This is a genomic window from Mesorhizobium sp. M2A.F.Ca.ET.037.01.1.1, from assembly GCF_003998075.1.
Classification (GTDB): domain Bacteria; phylum Pseudomonadota; class Alphaproteobacteria; order Rhizobiales; family Rhizobiaceae; genus Mesorhizobium.
In genome coordinates, this window is the sequence record NZ_RZSA01000020.1 from 1 (window position 1) to 16441 (window position 16441).

Here is a 16441-nt window from a genome sequence, read left to right on the forward strand (position 1 = left end):
GATGTGCGATTCGGTGTTCTCTTCCCGCCCCGGCCCCTGCAACGCCCGGATGACCGAGCGCACCAGGTCTGCCGTGGTGATCGGCTTGACCAGGAAGTCGGCGACCTTGAGCTGCACGAGGATGCGCACCGCCGCCGCGTTGAATTCCTGGGTGACGACGACCACGGGAACGCTGCCTTCCAGCCGGCGCATGACGCGCTGCAGCGACTCGATCTCCTCGAGCTTGGCCGCGTCCATGTCGACGATGACGGTGCCGAAATCGGTTTCGAGGGCTTCGCCGCGCAGCTCGTTGATGCTCTTTTCCACCGTCAGGAGCTCGATGACCTCGGAGGTCGCAAAAGCCGTCCGAGTGTCCTGCACGAACGCCCTGTCGGTGGAAACGAGCAGGATCTTCTTGGTCTTGGTAGCAGATGCCATCGTTGTCGGCCGATCAATTCGATGTCGTTGATGATGTTGTCGGCGCGGACGCGGCGCCGGCTTTCGCGCCAACGGCGACAGTCTCGGAACCCGGACGTTGAGCCGGCACGAGAAGCCTTGTGTTCTGGACGCCGTACTTCCACGGATCGACCATCTGCATGGCGGTGTTGGATGCCTGCGCGTTGCCGACCCCCGGCGTCACCCCTTCGGTGCGCACATAGTCGTCGCTGGTGCAGCCGCCGGCGAGGCCAGTGAGCAAGAGAACAGTCCAAAGGGCGATGCGCATGGCCTTAGTCCTTCGGCAGGTCGAGGAAGTGGCCGGACGTGCCGGATACGGAGCGGGCGGTGCTGCCATCGGCCAGCGCCAGCGGACGCTTCGGCGCCGAGGCGTCGGCCTCCTCGGTGTTGTTGAGGAAATAGTCGGCGGCACTTGCCGGCCGGGTGCCGTCGGTCGGCTCGACCATCTTCTTCGAGGGATCGACCGGCTTGACCAGGTACGGCGTGACGATGATGACCAGATCGGTCTCGCGCCGCTGATAAGATTTCGAGGAGAACAGCGGACCGAGCACCGGCAGCTTGCCGATCCCCGGCACCCGCGATGTCGTGATGTCGTTCTGCGACTGCAGAAGGCCGGCGATCATGAAGCTCTGGCCGTTCTTGAGGTCGACCGACGTCCTGGCGCGGCGCACGATGAAGGCTGGAATGGAAATGCCGCTGCTGACCTGGATGGAAGCGGACGGGTCGATCGACGACACTTCCGGCGCGATGTCGAGGCTCAGGAGCCCGTCCTTCAGCACCGTCGGCGTGAAATCGAGGCCGACGCCGTACTTCTTGTAGGTGACGCTGATCTTGCCGTTGTCTTCGGAAACCGGGATCGGGAACTCGCCGCCGGCAAGGAAGCTCGCCGTCTGGCCAGAGCGGGCAATCAGATTCGGCTCCGCGAGCCGCCGCGCCAGGCCGCGTTCCTCCAGCGCCTTGATGGCGATGTCGATCGACAAGCCGTTCGACAGCAGGCTGCCGATGATCTCGCCCGTTCCGGCAGCCGGCACATCTCCCCCGTCCGGGTTAAGCACGACTTTGCGGTTGCCGATGCCATAAGCGAAATTGGCCGCGTATTTGGCGCCGAGATCCTGGCCGGCCTGGCGGTTGATCTCGACGAAGCGGACATTGAGCTGTACCTGCTGCGAGGACGAGATGTTGACCGAATTGATGACTTCCTCATTACCGGAAAAGCGCGAGGCGATCTTGCTGGCCTTGTCGGCGGCGACCGCATCCTCGGCCTCGCCCGACAACACGACGCGGCCGTTTGCCGAACCGACCTTGATCTTGGCGTCGGGCACGCTGGCGCGGATGGTGCTGGCCAGTTGGTCGGTGTCCAGCGTCACCTCGATGTCGATGGTGCCGACAAGCTGCTTGGTCTGGTCGAACAGGGCGATACCGGTGGTGCCGAGATTGTTGCCCAGCACATAGAAGGACTTGTCGGTCAGCGGGTTGACGTTGGCGATCTCCGGATCGCCGATGACGATCTGGTAGAAGGCCGCGCTCGTCATGATCGTCTTCGGCTTGCCCTTGGCGACCTTGATCGAGGCGTTCTGGTTCGCCGAGACATAGACGACGTCATTGTCCGCCCTTGCCGGCGCGGCGAAGCCTACCACAGCCAGCGACACCGCCAGCGCGATCGCGCCGAGAAGACGCCATCCCCCGGTCGTCCGAAATGCATCAAACCCGAACATCTTGCCCGTCCCCGCCGATCCCCACCGGCTATTGCTGCAGTTCCTGCGGCGGTTCCCGTGAAGGAACCTTGTATTCTTCGACTTTCTCGCCGCGCGTCACGATCACCGTCCTGAATTTCGGCTCGTCCTGGTCCTTCGTCACCGCATTGACGAGCGAGGCCGCACTTGCCTCGGCGTTTGCGGCAACCGAGCCGCCGAAGGAAGAGATCGTCGTAAGCCCGCCTTTGCTGGCACTGGCGTCAGCCGCGGACCGCAACGACAGCGACAAAGTGCCGACGGTGCGGGCGAGCGCCACTTTCTGCGCCCCTTCGTTGGTCACCTCGATGGTCACTGAATTGGCGACCTGCGGCTCGGTCTTGCGTTCGTCGGCGCCCTGCCCGACCGAAAGCACTTTGGCGTCGGAGACCACAATCTCGGAGGTGACCGTCGAGCCGGCCGCCCCTTGCGCGTTCTTGGATACTTCCTGGATGTCTCCCGCATCGCGCGTCAGGACGACGTCGACCCGGTCTCCCGGCGTGACGAAGCCGCCGACACCGGCAATTTCGTCGGTGCGGATGGTGACGGCCCGCATGCCCGGCGACAGTATGTTGGAAAGCGTGGCGCGACCGTTCGGTCCCGACAGTTTGGTGAGCAGCACCGGTTCGTTGACCTCGATCGGCGACAGCACCACGCGGCTGCCGTCGGCAAGCAACTTGTCGATCGTCGGGAAAGCGCCTTGCGGCAGCGAATCCTGCGGCCACGGGATCTCGGCGAGTTGTGGCCGTCCGAGCTCCATTCCATAGCGCAGCGGCGCTTGAGCCACCACGATGGTCTTGAATTCGACCTTGGGCTGCTGCGGAGCTTCGACCGTGACCACCTTGATCTCGGACTGAGCCTTTGCCTGGCTCTTGACCCAAAAATCCGCCGCAAAGATCGAGATCGCGCCGAAGACGGCTGCGATACCGATCATGGTTATGGCCCTGCCCCGCACAACGAAACCCCTGACGCCCGTGGTCTTTTGTTGGTTTGGGCCTCACGCTAGGCGTTAATGTTAAAGAATCAGGAATCCCGTGACCCGCCGATCGCCCTATTTCGGCCGGCTTGGTTATCGAATGGTTTTGGAATAAGAGACAGTTTGATCCCTGAACGGAACAGGAACTCGTTCGCCCGCCAAAAGCGTGGCAGTATCGAGCCGTGATTCGCATTACCGGACGCTAGGCCCAGCATGGACGACAGCAACGATCTCTTCGGCAAGATGGAAAAGCAGGCACAGCCGGTGCGCGCGCCCTCGCGCCCCGCCGATCCGCTGGTGCAGGCCGCGAAGCGCTCGACCGCCGCCCGCGACGGCAGCGAAAGCTACAGCGCCGCCGATATCGAGGTGCTGGAGGGTCTCGAGCCGGTGCGGCGCCGTCCGGGCATGTATATCGGCGGCACCGACGACAAGGCGATGCACCACCTGTTCGCCGAGGTCATCGACAATTCGATGGACGAGGCGGTGGCCGGCCACGCCACCTTCATCGACGTCGAGCTTTCCGCCGACGGCTTCCTGACCGTCACCGACAATGGCCGCGGCATCCCGGTCGATCCGCATCCGAAATTCAAGAAGCCGGCGCTCGAAGTCATCATGACGACGCTGCATTCGGGCGGCAAGTTCGACTCCAAGGTCTATGAGACCTCCGGCGGCCTGCACGGCGTCGGTGTTTCGGTCGTCAACGCGCTGTCCGACCACCTCGAGGTCGAGGTCGCGCGCGGCCGTCAGCTCTACCGTCAGCGTTTTTCCCGCGGCGTCCCGGTCAGCGGCCTCGAGCATCTGGGCGAGGTTCATAACCGCCGCGGCACGAGGACCCGCTTCCACCCCGACGAGCAGATCTTCGGCAAGGGCGCGGCCTTCGAGCCGGCGCGGCTTTATCGCATGGCGCGCTCGAAGGCCTATCTGTTCGGCGGCGTCGAGATCCGCTGGACCTGCGATCCGTCGCTGATCAAGGAGAAGGACCAGACGCCGGCCAAGGCCGAGTTTCATTTCCCCGGCGGCCTGAAGGACTATCTCAAGGCGACGCTGGGCGACGAGTTCCAGGTCACGCGCGAGGTTTTTGCCGGCAAGAGCGACAAGCAGGGTGGCCACGGTTCGCTGGAATGGGCGGTGACCTGGTTCGGCGGCGACGGGTTCCTCAACTCCTACTGCAATACGATTCCAACTCCCGAAGGCGGCACGCATGAGGCCGGCTTCCGCAATGTGCTGGCGCGCGGACTGCGCGCCTATGCCGACCTGATCGGCAACAAGCGCGCCTCTATCATCACCACCGAGGACGTGATGATCTCGGCCGCCGGCATGCTGTCGGTGTTCATCCGCGAGCCGGAATTCGTCGGCCAGACCAAGGACAGGCTGGCGACCATCGAGGCGATGCGCATCGTCGAAAACGCCATCCGCGACCCATTCGACCATTGGCTTGCCGACAATCCGCAGGAAGCCTCGAAGCTTCTCGAATGGGTCATCGCGCGCGCCGACGAGCGTGTGCGCCGCCGCCAGGAAAAGGAAGTCTCGCGCAAGAGCGCGGTGCGCAAGCTGCGCCTTCCGGGCAAGCTCGCCGATTGCACGCAAAATGCGGCCGCCGGCGCCGAGATCTTCATCGTCGAGGGCGACTCGGCCGGCGGCTCGGCCAAGCAGGCGCGCGACCGCGCCAGCCAGGCGGTGCTGCCGCTGCGCGGCAAGATCCTCAACGTCGCCAGCGCCGGCAACGACAAGCTTGCCGCCAACCAGCAGATCTCCGACCTCATCCAGGCGCTCGGCTGCGGCACGCGCTCGAAGTACCGCGACGAGGACCTGCGCTACGACCGCGTGATCATCATGACCGACGCCGACGTCGACGGCGCGCATATTGCTTCCCTGTTGATCACCTTCTTCTATCAGGAGATGCCGAACCTGATCCGCGGCGGCCATCTCTACATGGCCGTGCCGCCGCTCTATTCGATCCGGCAGGGCGGCAAGGTCGGCTACGCCCGCGACGACGCGCATAAGGACGAACTGCTGCGCACCGAATTCACCGGACGCGGCAAGGTCGAGATCGGCCGCTTCAAGGGCCTGGGCGAGATGATGGCCTCGCAGCTCAAGGAGACCACGATGGATCCGAAGAAGCGCACCCTTCTGCGGGTCGACGTGATCGACGCCGAGCAGGCCACCAAGGATGCCGTTGACGCGCTGATGGGCACCAAGCCCGAAGCGCGTTTCCGCTTCATCCAGGAGCGCGCCGAATTCGCCGAGACGGACGTGCTGGATATCTGATCGCGGAAGGGTCCATAAAGGCTCCTGTACGGAGACGAATGTGACCTGGACGCGTCTGAGAGAGCTTGTCGAGACATCGTTAAGCGGTCTGACGCGGCCGACCCGTTCGGACTGGATCTTTGCCTTGCGCACGGTTTCGGCCGGGCTGATCGCGCTGCTTGCCGCCTACGCGTTGAAGCTCGACCATCCGCAATGGGCGATGATGACTGTGTTCATCGTCGCCCAGCCGGTGGCTGGAATGGTGCTGGCGAAGGGCTTCTACCGGCTGCTCGGCACGCTGGCCGGCGGCCTGGCCGCTATCGGCATAACATCCCTGTGCGGTACCAATCCCTGGCTGCTGATCACTTTTCTGGCGCTCTGGGTCGGCATCTGCACGTTCGTATCATCGCTGTTGCGCAACCCGGAAGCCTATGGCGCGGCGCTTGCCGGCTACACGGTGATGATCATCAGCCTGCCGGCGCTCGGTCAACCGATTGTCGTTGTCGATCTCGCTATCGCACGCTGCGCCGAGATCGTGCTTGGCATCGTCTGCGCCGGCGTCACCAGCCGGCTGATCCTGCCCAAGCTCGCGGCCGACGCCATCATTTCCAGGCTGAAGCGCAGCATCCTCGACCTCGCCGAATATGCCGGCGGCGCCTTTTCCGACGGCGATCCGGCAAGCCTTGCCGCGCTCCAGCGCAAGCTGATCACCGACGCCCAGACGCTCGCAGAAATGCGCACCTACGCGCGGCTGGAAGCGCCGAGCTTCGCCCCCCGCGCCCACCCGGTGCGGCGCACCATCGGCCAGCTTCTGTGGGCCCTGTCGGCGGCGCGCACGCTGCACAGCCACCGCGCGCCGAAGAATGCGGCGCTCATCCCGATGCGACGCGACTTGAAAGCCTTTGTCGGCGAGCTGGGGGCGACACCCGGCGCCCTCGACGACACGGGCCCGTGGGTGGCGCGGCTCGATGCGATCGCGAGCAAGGCCAGAGAGGTGCCGGCCCTGCCCGACGATGCCGGTGCAAACACTGCCGCCGAGGACAAGGTGGGCACCATCACTCGCCTCACCATTGCCGGTGATTTTGCCGAAGCGCTGAAACAGGTGTTGGCCGGCCTCGATGCGCTTCGCTCGCCCGTCTCCCGGAAATCGAATGAGCGAAGCCAGCCGGCGCTGGTCGTCCACCGCGACTATCAGGCCGCGTGGCGCAACGCCGTGCGCGCCGCGCTCGCGACGCTGCTCGTTGCCGTCTTCTGGCTGACGACCAAATGGTCGGAAGCGGCCGGCACCGTCATCCTCGTCGCGGTGGTCTCTAGCCTGTTCGCGACGCGTCCCGATCCCGTGCAGTCGGCCTGGGGCTTCTTCACCGGCACCCTGATTGCGCTGCCCTTTGCCTTTCTGGTCGGGCAGGTCGCGCTGCCGGCGCTGCCCGGCTTCGGCTGGTTCACGCTCTTCGTCGTGCCGATCCTGGTGCCTGCGGCGCTCGGCATGGCCAATCCACGCCATGTCGGCGTCGCCACCGCTTTCGCCATCAACTTCCTCGCCTTCCTCAGCCCGCATCAGCAGATGACCTATGATGCCGGGCCGTTCTTTGCGGGCTCGGCCTCGATCCTGGTCGGCATCCTGATCGCCATCGGCGTCTTCATCGTCGTGCTGCCTGCCGACCCTTGGGTCACCGTGGAGCGTATCTCGCAAGCGATGCGCGAGGATCTGGCGCGGCTTTGCCTGCATGAGCGGATACCTCGGCGTTCGGCTTTCGAAAGCCTCGCCTATGACAGGATCAACCAGTTGATGCCGCAGGTGCAGCGAACGGGCCGCAGGGGCGACCCCATTCTCGGCGGCAGCATCGCCGCCGTCACCGTCGGGCTGGAGGTGCTGCGGCTACGCCATGCGCAACTGAATTCCGCCGTGCCGCGCGAGACAGTCGAATCCATCGGCAATTTTCTGCGCGGCCTGGCGCGCGAATTGTTGTTCCGTCGGCCGGGCGAGCCGCAGACCGCGACCATCGCGGTGGCAAGGCAATATGCGGCCAGCATTGGCGAACGCAGCGATCGGCTCGAAATGCTGCGGATCGCCGCCTCGCTGCGCATCATTGCCGCGGCGATGGAAGACTATCCGGATTTCTTTGCAAAGGGTCGTGCCTGAACAAAGGGACATGTCGCGTTTCAGGTCGGACCGGATCCGAAAGGTTCCTTATCAGACTGGTCGGTACTTAGGTGGACAGATGGCGCTCAAACGAATGGACAACATCGGTATCGTCGTCGAGGACCTCGATGCGACGGTTGATTTCTTTCGCGAGCTCGGCCTTGAACTCGAAGGGCGTGCCACGATCGATGGGGAATGGGCCGGACGTGTCACCGGACTGGGCGACCAGCATGTCGAGATCGCCATGATGCGAACGCCGGACGGCCACAGCCGGCTGGAACTGTCCCGCTTCCTCAGGCCGTCGATCGTGGCGGATCACCGCAATGCCCCGGTGAACGCCCTGGGCTATCTTCGCGTCATGTTCGCCGTGGACGACATCGACGACACGCTGGAGGGGCTCCGCAAGCACGGTGCCGAGCTCGTTGGCGAGGTGGTCCGCTACAAGGACATTTATCGGCTCTGCTACATCCGTGGGCCTGAAGGGCTTCTTGTCGGACTTGCCCAGGAGCTCAGCTGAGACCCGATAAGCGCTAGGCCGCGGCAATCGCCAGCGCGTGCCCGCGCGCGTTTTCGCGCAGCGCGTCGAGATGGATCGACTTCACCAGTCCGGCAAGATCGCCCTCGGCCGATTGGCCGCCGAGTTCCTTCAGCATCAGCCAGCTCACTTCCTGCACGCCGGCGACACGCCGGCCGTTGGCGACCTCGCGCCAGACTTTCAGCGCGCGCAGGATGGTGCCATGCGTCGCCGGCGCAAGTCCGGCGCTGCGGAACAGCGCCTGCAGCGCCACGTCGTGCCCGCCGGCCAGAAGCGCCGTCACCCGCTGCTCGGACTGTCGGGCAAGCGCTACCAGCGTCGAACCGAAGAAGTCGACCTTGCCATGCGCGATGGTACGGATGATGAAGCTGGCGGTGAGGTCGCCGCGCAGCCTTAGATGCTCGATCAGCGCGGCATGCTCTTCCATGCGCGTTCCCTCGATCAGCGTCACCGAGGCCTTCACGCAGGCATCGCGCATGACGCGATCGGCGCGCGCCGCCCCCATCATCGCCAGCACCAGCGGCGATCCTTTCAGGATCTCGCCGAGCTTGACCAGCAGCATATAGCGGCAGTCGGCCGGCAGGCGCCGATCTGCGATCAGCGTCTCGCGCACCAACGGCACGTGGCCATGCCGCTCAGCCATGCGGCGGAAGCTGAGCGAAGCGATCTCCGCGCCGCTGTTCCCGACCAGAGCCGCGCAGGCCTCCGGCTCGCCGATCTCGGCGATTGCGGCCGCCAGCGACATCGAGACCACCGGACGGTTGGCGATCAGCGTCTGCGTCGCCTTGTGGCCGCAGGCGACGCGCTCGACAAGATCGGCATCGGTAAGCAGCGGCGAACGCGCCAACACCAGCGCCGCCACTTCCGGCTGGTCGGCGGCCAGGGCGCTGATCACCTGCGGCGGCGCGTGATGGCTCATCGACAGCGCCTCGGCGAGCGCCAGGCGCACCTTGGCGGAAGCGTCGTCCAGAAGCAGCGTGAGCGCCGCCTCGGCGGCGCAGCGATCCTCGAACGGCAGATCGGAATTGATATAGGCTCGCGCCAGCGCGCTCGCGGCGGCGGCGCGCTCGGAAACCCTTGCCGTATCAATCCATTTTAGAAAGTGCGAAACAACCATGCCGACCAGCTACGCCCTTGCCGGAATGTCCCCGGCCCCGTTGTGAACGGTAGGCTGGAAATGGTTTACGAACGGTTCACCATATTTCTTAACCGGCTTGATGGAGACGCAGCCAACGCCTATCAAGCGATGGAATTGCGGGAGATCGATCATGGCCGGGCTTTATCTGGAAGAGTTTGTCGTCGGCCACGTCTTCCACCACACGCTGCGGAAAACTGTGACCGAGAGCGACAACATGTTGTTTTCGGTGATGACGCTCAACCCGCAGCCTTTGCACATTGATTTCGACTTCGCCGCGAAGACCGAGTGGGGCAAGCCGTTGGTCAACTCCCTGTTCACGCTGGGCCTGATGATCGGCATTTCGGTGAACGACATCACGGTCGGCACAACGGTCGCCAATCTCGGCATGAAGGAAACGGTGTTCCCGCACCCCGTCTTCCACGGCGACACCATCCGGGTCGAGACGACAGTCGTCTCCGTGCGCGATTCCAAGTCGAAACCCGATCGCGGCATCGTCGAGTTCGAGCATCGCGCCTACAACCAGAATGACGTTCTTGTCGCCAAATGCACAAGGCAGGCGATGATGCTGAAGAAGGCGGTCTGATGCGCTCGTTGCTGTTCGTGCCCGGCGATTCCGAGCGCAAGCTGGAAAAGGGATTCGAGGCCGGCGCCGACGTGGTTATCGTCGACCTCGAGGATTCCGTCGCCGGCGCGAACAAGGGGGCGGCGCGCGGGACCGCGGCCGGCTTCATCTCGAACCAAAGGCGCCGGACGGGTCCCGCCGTCTATGTGCGGGTCAACGACCTGTCCACCGGACTCACCGACGACGACCTCGCGGCCCTCGTGCCGGCAAAGCCTGACGGCATCATGCTGCCCAAGTCGAACAGCGGGCAGGATGTCCAGCAGCTCGCAGCAAAGCTTCGGGTGCATGAGGCTGAAAACGGGCTGCCGGATGGCGCCATAAGAATCCTGCCGATCATCACCGAAACCGCGTCCGGCGTGCTTGCGGCGGCAAGCTATGCCGAGGCAAGCGCGCGGCTCGCCGGCCTAACCTGGGGCGCGGAGGACTTGTCTGCCGCGATCGGCGCGCGGGCGGCCCGCGACGAGGACGGCCGCTACACCGACGTGTTCCGCCTGGCGCGCAGCATGACCATCCTGGCGGCGGGAGCGGCCGAAATCGCCGCCATCGACACCGTCTTTCCCGATTTCCGCGACATGGCCGCCTTCGAGAAGGAATGCCGCGGGGCCGAGCGCGACGGCTTCACCGGCAAGATGGCGATCCATCCGGCGCAGGTGCCGGTCATCAACGCGGCCTTCACGCCCTCCGCCGAAGCGGTCGCGCGATCGCAGGCGATCGTCGACGCCTTCGCGGCGGCGGGAAACCCGGGCGTCGTCGGCATCGACGGCAAGATGTATGACCGGCCGCATCTGCGCCTAGCCGAGCGTTTGCTGGCCCGCGCCAAGGCGTCGGGCGCCTGAGATTACCAGACCATCGGGATCAGCTTGTAGCGGACGCGCGCGGCGTAATCGTCGTATCCCCGCAGGCCGGTCCGCAACGTCTTTTCCTCGATGAAGGTGCGGATGGCGAGCAGGATGATGAAGACGAGCACCAATGCCAGGCCCCACCAGGAGCCAAGCACCAGCGCCGTGCCGGCGAAATAGAGGATAGCACCCGCATACATGGGGTGGCGTACATAGCCGTATGGACCAGTTGTGATCACCTTCTGCCCACGCTCGTCCTGGATCTTCACGACAGGCGCCGCGAAACTGTTTTCCAGCATCGTGAGATAGCAGATCCAGATGCCGACGAGCAGGACCAACATGCCGACCGCCTGCACCCAGACAGGAGCTGCCGACCAGCCGAAACGGAAGTCGAGCCCCATCAGGGCCAGCCATGCGAAAATGCCGATGAGCAATATGCTCAGCACTATCTTGTCGGCGGCTGCCTGGGTCTTCTGGATCGGCGGGCGGAGGCGTTCGTTCATCAGGCCTGGATCGCGCCGGGCGAGCGCCACGCCCATGGTAAGGCTCAGTCCGACCATCACGACTATGTACACCCAGGCTCCCCACCAGTGCAGCGTTCCTGCGGACACGAACATCAGCGCGCCCATCACACCGAACCATACGAATGTCTGCACAACCAATCTCGTGATCATGACCAACCTTCCATGACATGCCGCCCGTCGCGATTTACCGATTCCGACTGGTGGTCTATTATACCGACCGACGGTCTATAACTCAAGGCACACCCGGCACTCTGGACGAGAACGGCCGCCGCATGCACAAGGTTTCGCCATGCCTCGCATCATCAAGCATCCGGAAATCAGGCGCGAAGAACTGCTGGACCATGCCCAGGCCCTGTTCCTGACGCATGGCTACGACAAAGCGAGCCTCAACGACGTCATCGCGGCCGCCGGCGTCTCGAAAGGCGCCTTCTATCACTACTTCGCCTCCAAGGAGACGCTGCTGGAGGCATTGGCGGAGCGTTTCGCCAGGCAGGCGCTGGCCGGTGTCCAGAAGATCCTCGACGATCCGGGCCTCGATCCGCTCGGGCGCCTGAACGCGCTCCTCGCGCAGTCGCGCCAGGCCAAGGTTGAGACCGCGGCGGAAGCATGGGCGCTGTTCGAGACAATGTTCCGGCCGGAAAACCTGGTGCTGTTCCACCGCATCAACCTGGCGGCGAGCAAGTCCTTCTCGCCGATCCTGGTGGAGATCATCCGCCAAGGCGTCGAAGACGGAACATTCCGGACTTTCGATCCCGAGGGCGTTGCCGATATCGTCATGCAGTTCGGCATGGCCACGCACGACGTGATCGCCAAGGCGTTCGCCGGCGGCAGCGATGCCGACATGGACATCGCGATCGAGGCCCTGGAAAGGCGTGTCAGGCTCTACGAGATCGCGCTCGACCGCATCCTGGGACTGCCGGACGGCAGCATCCGGATCGGTGAGCCCGGCTATGTGCGCGCCGTCATGACAGCGCGTCGTTCCAATCCTGTCGTCGGCGGGCGCATCGAAGGACCGTGAACTGGCCCACGCTCCTTCGCGGCGGCCTTAGGCCGCTCACCCCGCCCAGGGACCGGTGTAGTCGTCATAGAGCTTGGCTGGATCTGGCCGCGGCCGCTCCGGCGCCGGCCCCTGATAGGAGCCGATATGGACGAAGCCGATAACGCGCTCCTGCGGCGAGAGCCCGAGGATCGCCCTGCCCTCCGGCACATCGGAGTACCAGTTGCTGATCATGTTGGTGCCGTAGCCCAGTGCGTTCGCCGCGATCATCAGGTTCATGGCCGCCATGCCGCCCGACAGGAACATCTCCCATTGCGGGATCTTCGGGTTCTCCTTCGGCACCGACACGACGCCGATCACCAGCGGCGCGCGCGAGAAGCGCGCCAGTTCCTGGTTGCGCCTGCCCTCCGGCAACGGCCCCTCGCGCTGCTCGGCAAGTGCAGCCAGCTTCTTGCCGATCTCGACACGCGCCTCGCCGCGGTAGAGGATGAAGCGCCAGGGCTCGAGCCGGCCATGATCGGGAACCCGCGAGGCAGCCGCCATCATCGTCGCGATCTCGGCATCGCTCGGCGCCGGCTCCTTGAGGTCCGGGATCGGCGCGGAATTGCGGGTGAGCAGGAAGTCGATGATCGGCGACGCCATGGGCGCAAGTCTCCTAAGCATTCTATAGTATTCAATTTTGAGCTGAAGCGCGCCATCGGGAGGTCGGGCGGCTCGGGCAGTGGCGTTTTGCGCCGGATAAAGAGCCGTCGGCGCAAGGCCTCGAACTCTTAAGCCTTGAAATTGCCACCGCCTTGGGCTTCAACGCAAGGCATGTTTGAGGGGACCCTGCGCCTTTTGGTGATCGCGCTCGTCGCTGCGTTGTTCGCGGTGCCGGTTTCCTTCGCGCTGGCCCAGAACGCCAACGATGTCGGCGACCTCAAGCTTCCGGGCATTTCGAGCTACGCGACGCCGAAGACAGGAGCACCGCTGGCGCTCGGCAATGGCGGCGCCATCACCCTGTCGGCGCAACTGACCGACAAGGGCGCCGACATCACCCGCGGCATTGTCTGGCGGGTGTTCAAGCCGCAGCCGTCAAGCGACGGCAAGCTTCCGATGGTGGCCTCAGCTCATGGCGGCACGGCCGTGTTCCAGCTCGACCCCGGCAGCTATCTGGTCCACGCCTCCTATGGACGCGCCGGCGCCACCAAGCGCATCACCGTCGGCAAGGCGGCCAGGCACGAAAGCCTGGTGCTCGACGCCGGCGGCCTCAAGCTCGACGCAGTGACATCGGGCGGCGCCCCAATCCAGTCGAAGAAACTGCGCTTCTCGATCTATGAAGACCATCCCGCCGCCAATGGCGACCGGGCGCTGATCGCCCCCGACGTGGCGCCGAACACTGTGGTGCGGCTGAACGCCGGCACCTACCACGTCGTCTCCACCTATGGCGCGGTCAACGCCGTGATCCGCTCCGATATCCGCGTCGAGGCCGGCAAGCTGACCGAGGCAACCGTCGAGCACCGGGCGGCCGAGATGACGATGAAGCTGGTGCGCGAGCCCGGCGGCGAAGCCATCGCCGACACGTCCTGGTCGCTGCTCAACGAGAGCGGCGACCCGATCAAGGAAGCCGTCGGAGCCTTCGCCTCGATGGTGCTGGCCGAAGGCCAGTACACCATCATCGCCAAGAACCGCGACCGCATCTACCAGAAGGATTTCACCGTCGTGGCCGGCCAGAACCAGGAGATCGAGGTCGTGGCCAACGAGTCGTCCGCCATCGATCCCGAGGAAGGCGCGGACTGATACATCTGAGCTGTCAGGCCGCCTTGCGCATCCGCCTCGGCAGGAAAGGCACGCGGGTGCGTTGCACGGAGGGCGTCGACAGGTCGAACACCGCGCGATAGAGCCGATCGAGCAGTGCCTTGCGGTCGCGCAGCGGCTCGAGGTCGCTCCATCTCAGCACATCACCGATGCGCACCTCGATCGCCTTGCCCGACAGCCGCGCGAACTCGCGGATGAGCAAGGAGGTGCGCAGCGTCAGCGACGCCTTGCCGATGAACTTCGCCACGCGGTTGTCGCGCTCGGCCATGTTCATCGGGCCGCTGACGAGATGGAACAGACGGCCGTTCTGGCCGGAAAAATGCATCGGGATAACCGAGGCCTTGGCGTCCTGGACGAGCTTGGCCGGGAACATCTTCCACGGCAGGTCGATGGCGCGGCCGAAACCCTTGGGCGCCGTGGCGACACCGCCGGCCGGGAAGACGACGATGGTGACGCCTTCCTTCAGCAGACGCACCGCCTCATGACGCACAGCCATGTTGTTCTTCAGCGCTTCCTTCGTTTCGGAAAAATCGATGGGCAGCGAATAGGGCTCCATCTCGCGGATCCTGAGCAGATCCTTGTGGATCATGACCCGGAAAGGCCGGCCGAGCTGCTCGACCAGCGAAAGCACGGCAATGCCGTCGCCGATGCCGAAGGGATGGTTGGCGACGATGACCAGCGGCGTGTCCGGCAGCGCCGCCGGCGGCCATTGCACGGCGTTGCGGACCTTGACGTCGATCAGTTCCAGCATACGGCTGAACACGCGGTCGCCGGTCGGCACCACTTGCCTGCGCCAGAAGTCATAAAGCGCGGCAAAACGGTCGCGGCCGGACAAACCCTCGACCGAATGGATGAACCAGCGCGTCAGCACCGGCTGATGCGGGTTGGCATAGGAGAGCTCGGGAAAACGTCTTTCCCGCGGTTTCAATTTGAGCATGGCGGCTCGTTACACGGCTGGCGTGACAGGCATATGAAAATAGCGGTGGACCGGCCACCGCCATTTTAGAAAGTGCTGGTGTATCAGGCCGCCGCGCGACGCTTGCGATCCGGCGAGACCGCCTCGTCGGCGAGAGCCTTGACCGCGTCCTCGAGCTTCAGCGATTCCTGGTCGCGGGAGCCCAGCCGGCGGACATTGACGGTTTCTTCTTCCGCCTCGCGCTTGCCGCAGACGAGGATGACCGGCACCTTGGCGAGCGAATGCTCGCGCACCTTGTAGTTGATCTTCTCGTTGCGAAGGTCGGCTTCGGCGAGCAGCCCTGCGGCCTTCAACCGGTCGACGACTTTCAAGGCATATTCGTCCGCATCCGAGGTGATCGTCGCCACCACCACCTGGAGCGGCGCGAACCATAGCGGGAAATGGCCGGAATAGTTCTCGATCAGGATGCCGAGGAACCGCTCCATCGAGCCGCAGACGGCGCGATGCACCATCACCGGCTGCTTCTTCTCCGAATCCGAGCCGATATAGAAGGCGCCGAAGCGTTCCGGCAGGTTGAAGTCGACCTGCGTGGTGCCGCATTGCCATTCGCGACCGATGGCGTCCTTCAGCACATATTCGAATTTCGGCCCGTAGAAGGCGCCCTCGCCCGGATTGATCGAGGTCTTGATGCGGTTTCCGGAGCGCGTGCGGATCGTCTCCAGCACATTGCTCATGATCGCCTCGGCATGGTCCCAGGCCTCGTCGGTGCCGACGCGCTTGTCCGGCCGCGTCGACAGCTTCACGCTGACCTCGTCGAAGCCGAAATCGGCATAGGTCGACAGGATCAGGTCGTTGATGCGCAGGCACTCGGCGGCCAGCTGCTCCTCCGTGCAGAAGATATGCGCGTCGTCCTGCGTGAAGCCGCGCACCCGCATCAGCCCATGCAGCGCGCCGGACGGCTCGTAGCGATGCACATTGCCGAACTCAGCAAGTTTCACGGGCAGTTCCCGGTAGGACTTCAACCCATGCTTGAAGATCTGCACATGTCCCGGACAGTTCATCGGCTTCAGCGCGAAGACGCGGTCGTCATCGGTGTCGTCGCCGGCGACGGTCACCTTGAACATCGCGTCGCGATACCAGCCCCAATGTCCCGACGTCTCCCACAGGCTCTTGTCGAGCACCTGCGGCGCGTTGACTTCCTGATAGCCGTGCTCGTCGAGGCGGCGGCGCATGTAGTTGATCAGGTTCTGCACCATCTTCCAGCCCTTGGCGTGCCAGAAGACGACGCCAGGCCCCTCTTCCTGGAAATGGAACAGGTCCATCTCGCGCCCGAGCTTGCGGTGATCGCGCTTCTCGGCCTCTTCCAACAGCGTCTGGTAGGCGTCGAGCTGCGCCTGGTCGGCCCAAGCGGTGCCGTAGATGCGCGTCAGCATCGGGTTGTTGGAATCGCCGCGCCAATATGCGCCAGCCACCTTCATCAGCTTGAAGGCGTTGCCGATCTGCCCGGTCGAAGCCATGTGCGGACCGCGGCAGAGGTCGAAC

At 64.5% G+C, this 16441-nt stretch carries 16 protein-coding genes; 7 read left to right on the plus strand and 9 right to left on the minus strand.

Annotation, left to right across the window (positions count from 1 at the left end; all coding sequences use genetic code 11):
- The 4 genes from EOA27_RS02275 to cpaB form a co-directional block, all read right to left on the minus strand.
- Positions 1-417, minus strand: a 417-nt coding sequence (locus EOA27_RS02275; RefSeq protein WP_127255348.1) for a response regulator, incomplete at its 3' end; no start/stop codon positions are given.
- Positions 418-430: 13 nt separating this feature from the next.
- A complete protein-coding gene (locus EOA27_RS02280) occupies positions 431-703 on the minus strand; it encodes a hypothetical protein (RefSeq protein WP_126082359.1) in 273 nt (90 codons plus the stop codon).
- Positions 704-707: 4 nt separating this feature from the next.
- A complete protein-coding gene (locus tag EOA27_RS02285; protein ID WP_126082358.1) occupies positions 708-2150 on the minus strand; it encodes a type II and III secretion system protein family protein in 1443 nt (480 codons plus the stop codon).
- Positions 2151-2178: 28 nt separating this feature from the next.
- Positions 2179-3099, minus strand: coding sequence for a Flp pilus assembly protein CpaB (gene cpaB, locus EOA27_RS02290; RefSeq protein WP_126082357.1), 921 nt, complete (start codon positions 3097-3099; stop codon positions 2179-2181).
- 255 nt (positions 3100-3354) lie between these two features.
- On the opposite strand from cpaB, the gene parE reads away from it, so the two are divergent.
- From parE to EOA27_RS02305, 3 genes are all read left to right on the plus strand, one after another.
- Entirely contained in the window at positions 3355-5409 is a 2055-nt protein-coding gene (parE, locus tag EOA27_RS02295; RefSeq protein ID WP_042644243.1) for a DNA topoisomerase IV subunit B, read from the plus strand.
- A gap of 40 nt (positions 5410-5449) precedes the next feature.
- Positions 5450-7531: an FUSC family protein gene (locus EOA27_RS02300; RefSeq protein ID WP_126082356.1), complete on the plus strand. Its 2082-nt coding sequence runs from the start codon at positions 5450-5452 to the stop codon at positions 7529-7531.
- A gap of 79 nt (positions 7532-7610) precedes the next feature.
- Complete coding sequence (locus tag EOA27_RS02305) at positions 7611-8048, plus strand: VOC family protein (RefSeq protein WP_126082355.1); 438 nt, start codon at positions 7611-7613, stop codon at positions 8046-8048.
- A gap of 13 nt (positions 8049-8061) precedes the next feature.
- On the opposite strand, the gene EOA27_RS02310 is transcribed toward EOA27_RS02305, so the two are convergent.
- A complete protein-coding gene (locus EOA27_RS02310; RefSeq protein ID WP_126082354.1) occupies positions 8062-9183 on the minus strand; it encodes a DUF2336 domain-containing protein in 1122 nt (373 codons plus the stop codon).
- A gap of 151 nt (positions 9184-9334) precedes the next feature.
- Here EOA27_RS02310 and EOA27_RS02315 point away from each other — a divergent pair, with 151 nt between their 5' ends.
- Both EOA27_RS02315 and EOA27_RS02320 read left to right on the plus strand, forming a co-directional pair.
- Positions 9335-9787: a MaoC family dehydratase gene (locus tag EOA27_RS02315; RefSeq protein WP_126082353.1), complete on the plus strand. Its 453-nt coding sequence runs from the start codon at positions 9335-9337 to the stop codon at positions 9785-9787.
- Entirely contained in the window at positions 9787-10662 is an 876-nt protein-coding gene (locus tag EOA27_RS02320; RefSeq protein ID WP_126082352.1) for a CoA ester lyase, read from the plus strand. The genes EOA27_RS02315 and EOA27_RS02320 overlap by 1 nt, the downstream gene beginning before the upstream one ends.
- A 2-nt stretch (positions 10663-10664) precedes the next feature.
- Here EOA27_RS02320 and EOA27_RS02325 read toward each other — a convergent pair whose 3' ends face one another.
- Positions 10665-11339 (minus strand): isoprenylcysteine carboxylmethyltransferase family protein, encoded by a 675-nt coding sequence (locus tag EOA27_RS02325; protein WP_126082351.1) that lies wholly within the window; start codon positions 11337-11339, stop codon positions 10665-10667.
- 139 nt (positions 11340-11478) lie between these two features.
- Between EOA27_RS02325 and EOA27_RS02330 the strand changes: the two genes are divergently transcribed.
- The gene (locus tag EOA27_RS02330; RefSeq protein ID WP_126082350.1) at positions 11479-12207 is read left to right on the plus strand and encodes a TetR/AcrR family transcriptional regulator; all 729 of its coding nucleotides are present in this window, start codon (positions 11479-11481) and stop codon (positions 12205-12207) included.
- Between the two features lie 36 nt (positions 12208-12243).
- On the opposite strand, the gene EOA27_RS02335 is transcribed toward EOA27_RS02330, so the two are convergent.
- Positions 12244-12828 carry a nitroreductase gene (locus EOA27_RS02335; RefSeq protein ID WP_126082349.1) on the minus strand — a complete coding sequence of 195 codons (585 nt, stop codon included), beginning with the start codon at positions 12826-12828 and terminating at the stop codon, positions 12244-12246.
- Between the two features lie 171 nt (positions 12829-12999).
- On the opposite strand from EOA27_RS02335, the gene EOA27_RS02340 reads away from it, so the two are divergent.
- Positions 13000-13965: a hypothetical protein gene (locus EOA27_RS02340; RefSeq protein ID WP_126082348.1), complete on the plus strand. Its 966-nt coding sequence runs from the start codon at positions 13000-13002 to the stop codon at positions 13963-13965.
- 13 nt (positions 13966-13978) lie between these two features.
- On the opposite strand, the gene EOA27_RS02345 is transcribed toward EOA27_RS02340, so the two are convergent.
- Positions 13979-14920, minus strand: a complete 942-nt coding sequence (locus EOA27_RS02345) for a lysophospholipid acyltransferase family protein (RefSeq protein WP_126082347.1) — start codon at positions 14918-14920, stop codon at positions 13979-13981.
- An 83-nt stretch (positions 14921-15003) separates the two neighbouring features.
- Positions 15004-16441 (minus strand): threonine--tRNA ligase (thrS, locus tag EOA27_RS02350; protein WP_127255350.1); only part of this gene is annotated, 1438 nt, incomplete at its 5' end.

What these genes read in the sequence shown, in the direction of transcription:
- EOA27_RS02330 (WP_126082350.1), top strand. Translation starts at nt 11,479, where the DNA reads ATGCCTCGCATCATCAAGCATCCGGAAATCAGGCGCGAAGAACTGCTG.
- cpaB (WP_126082357.1), bottom strand. Translation starts at nt 3,099, where the DNA reads ATGATCGGTATCGCAGCCGTCTTCGGCGCGATCTCGATCTTTGCGGCG.
- EOA27_RS02340 (WP_126082348.1), top strand. Translation starts at nt 13,000, where the DNA reads ATGTTTGAGGGGACCCTGCGCCTTTTGGTGATCGCGCTCGTCGCTGCG.
- EOA27_RS02285 (WP_126082358.1), bottom strand. Translation starts at nt 2,150, where the DNA reads ATGTTCGGGTTTGATGCATTTCGGACGACCGGGGGATGGCGTCTTCTC.
- EOA27_RS02345 (WP_126082347.1), bottom strand. Translation starts at nt 14,920, where the DNA reads ATGCTCAAATTGAAACCGCGGGAAAGACGTTTTCCCGAGCTCTCCTAT.
- EOA27_RS02280 (WP_126082359.1), bottom strand. Translation starts at nt 703, where the DNA reads ATGCGCATCGCCCTTTGGACTGTTCTCTTGCTCACTGGCCTCGCCGGC.
- parE (WP_042644243.1), top strand. Translation starts at nt 3,355, where the DNA reads ATGGACGACAGCAACGATCTCTTCGGCAAGATGGAAAAGCAGGCACAG.
- EOA27_RS02335 (WP_126082349.1), bottom strand. Translation starts at nt 12,828, where the DNA reads ATGGCGTCGCCGATCATCGACTTCCTGCTCACCCGCAATTCCGCGCCG.
- EOA27_RS02325 (WP_126082351.1), bottom strand. Translation starts at nt 11,339, where the DNA reads ATGATCACGAGATTGGTTGTGCAGACATTCGTATGGTTCGGTGTGATG.
- EOA27_RS02320 (WP_126082352.1), top strand. Translation starts at nt 9,787, where the DNA reads ATGCGCTCGTTGCTGTTCGTGCCCGGCGATTCCGAGCGCAAGCTGGAA.
- EOA27_RS02315 (WP_126082353.1), top strand. Translation starts at nt 9,335, where the DNA reads ATGGCCGGGCTTTATCTGGAAGAGTTTGTCGTCGGCCACGTCTTCCAC.
- EOA27_RS02305 (WP_126082355.1), top strand. Translation starts at nt 7,611, where the DNA reads ATGGCGCTCAAACGAATGGACAACATCGGTATCGTCGTCGAGGACCTC.
- EOA27_RS02310 (WP_126082354.1), bottom strand. Translation starts at nt 9,183, where the DNA reads ATGGTTGTTTCGCACTTTCTAAAATGGATTGATACGGCAAGGGTTTCC.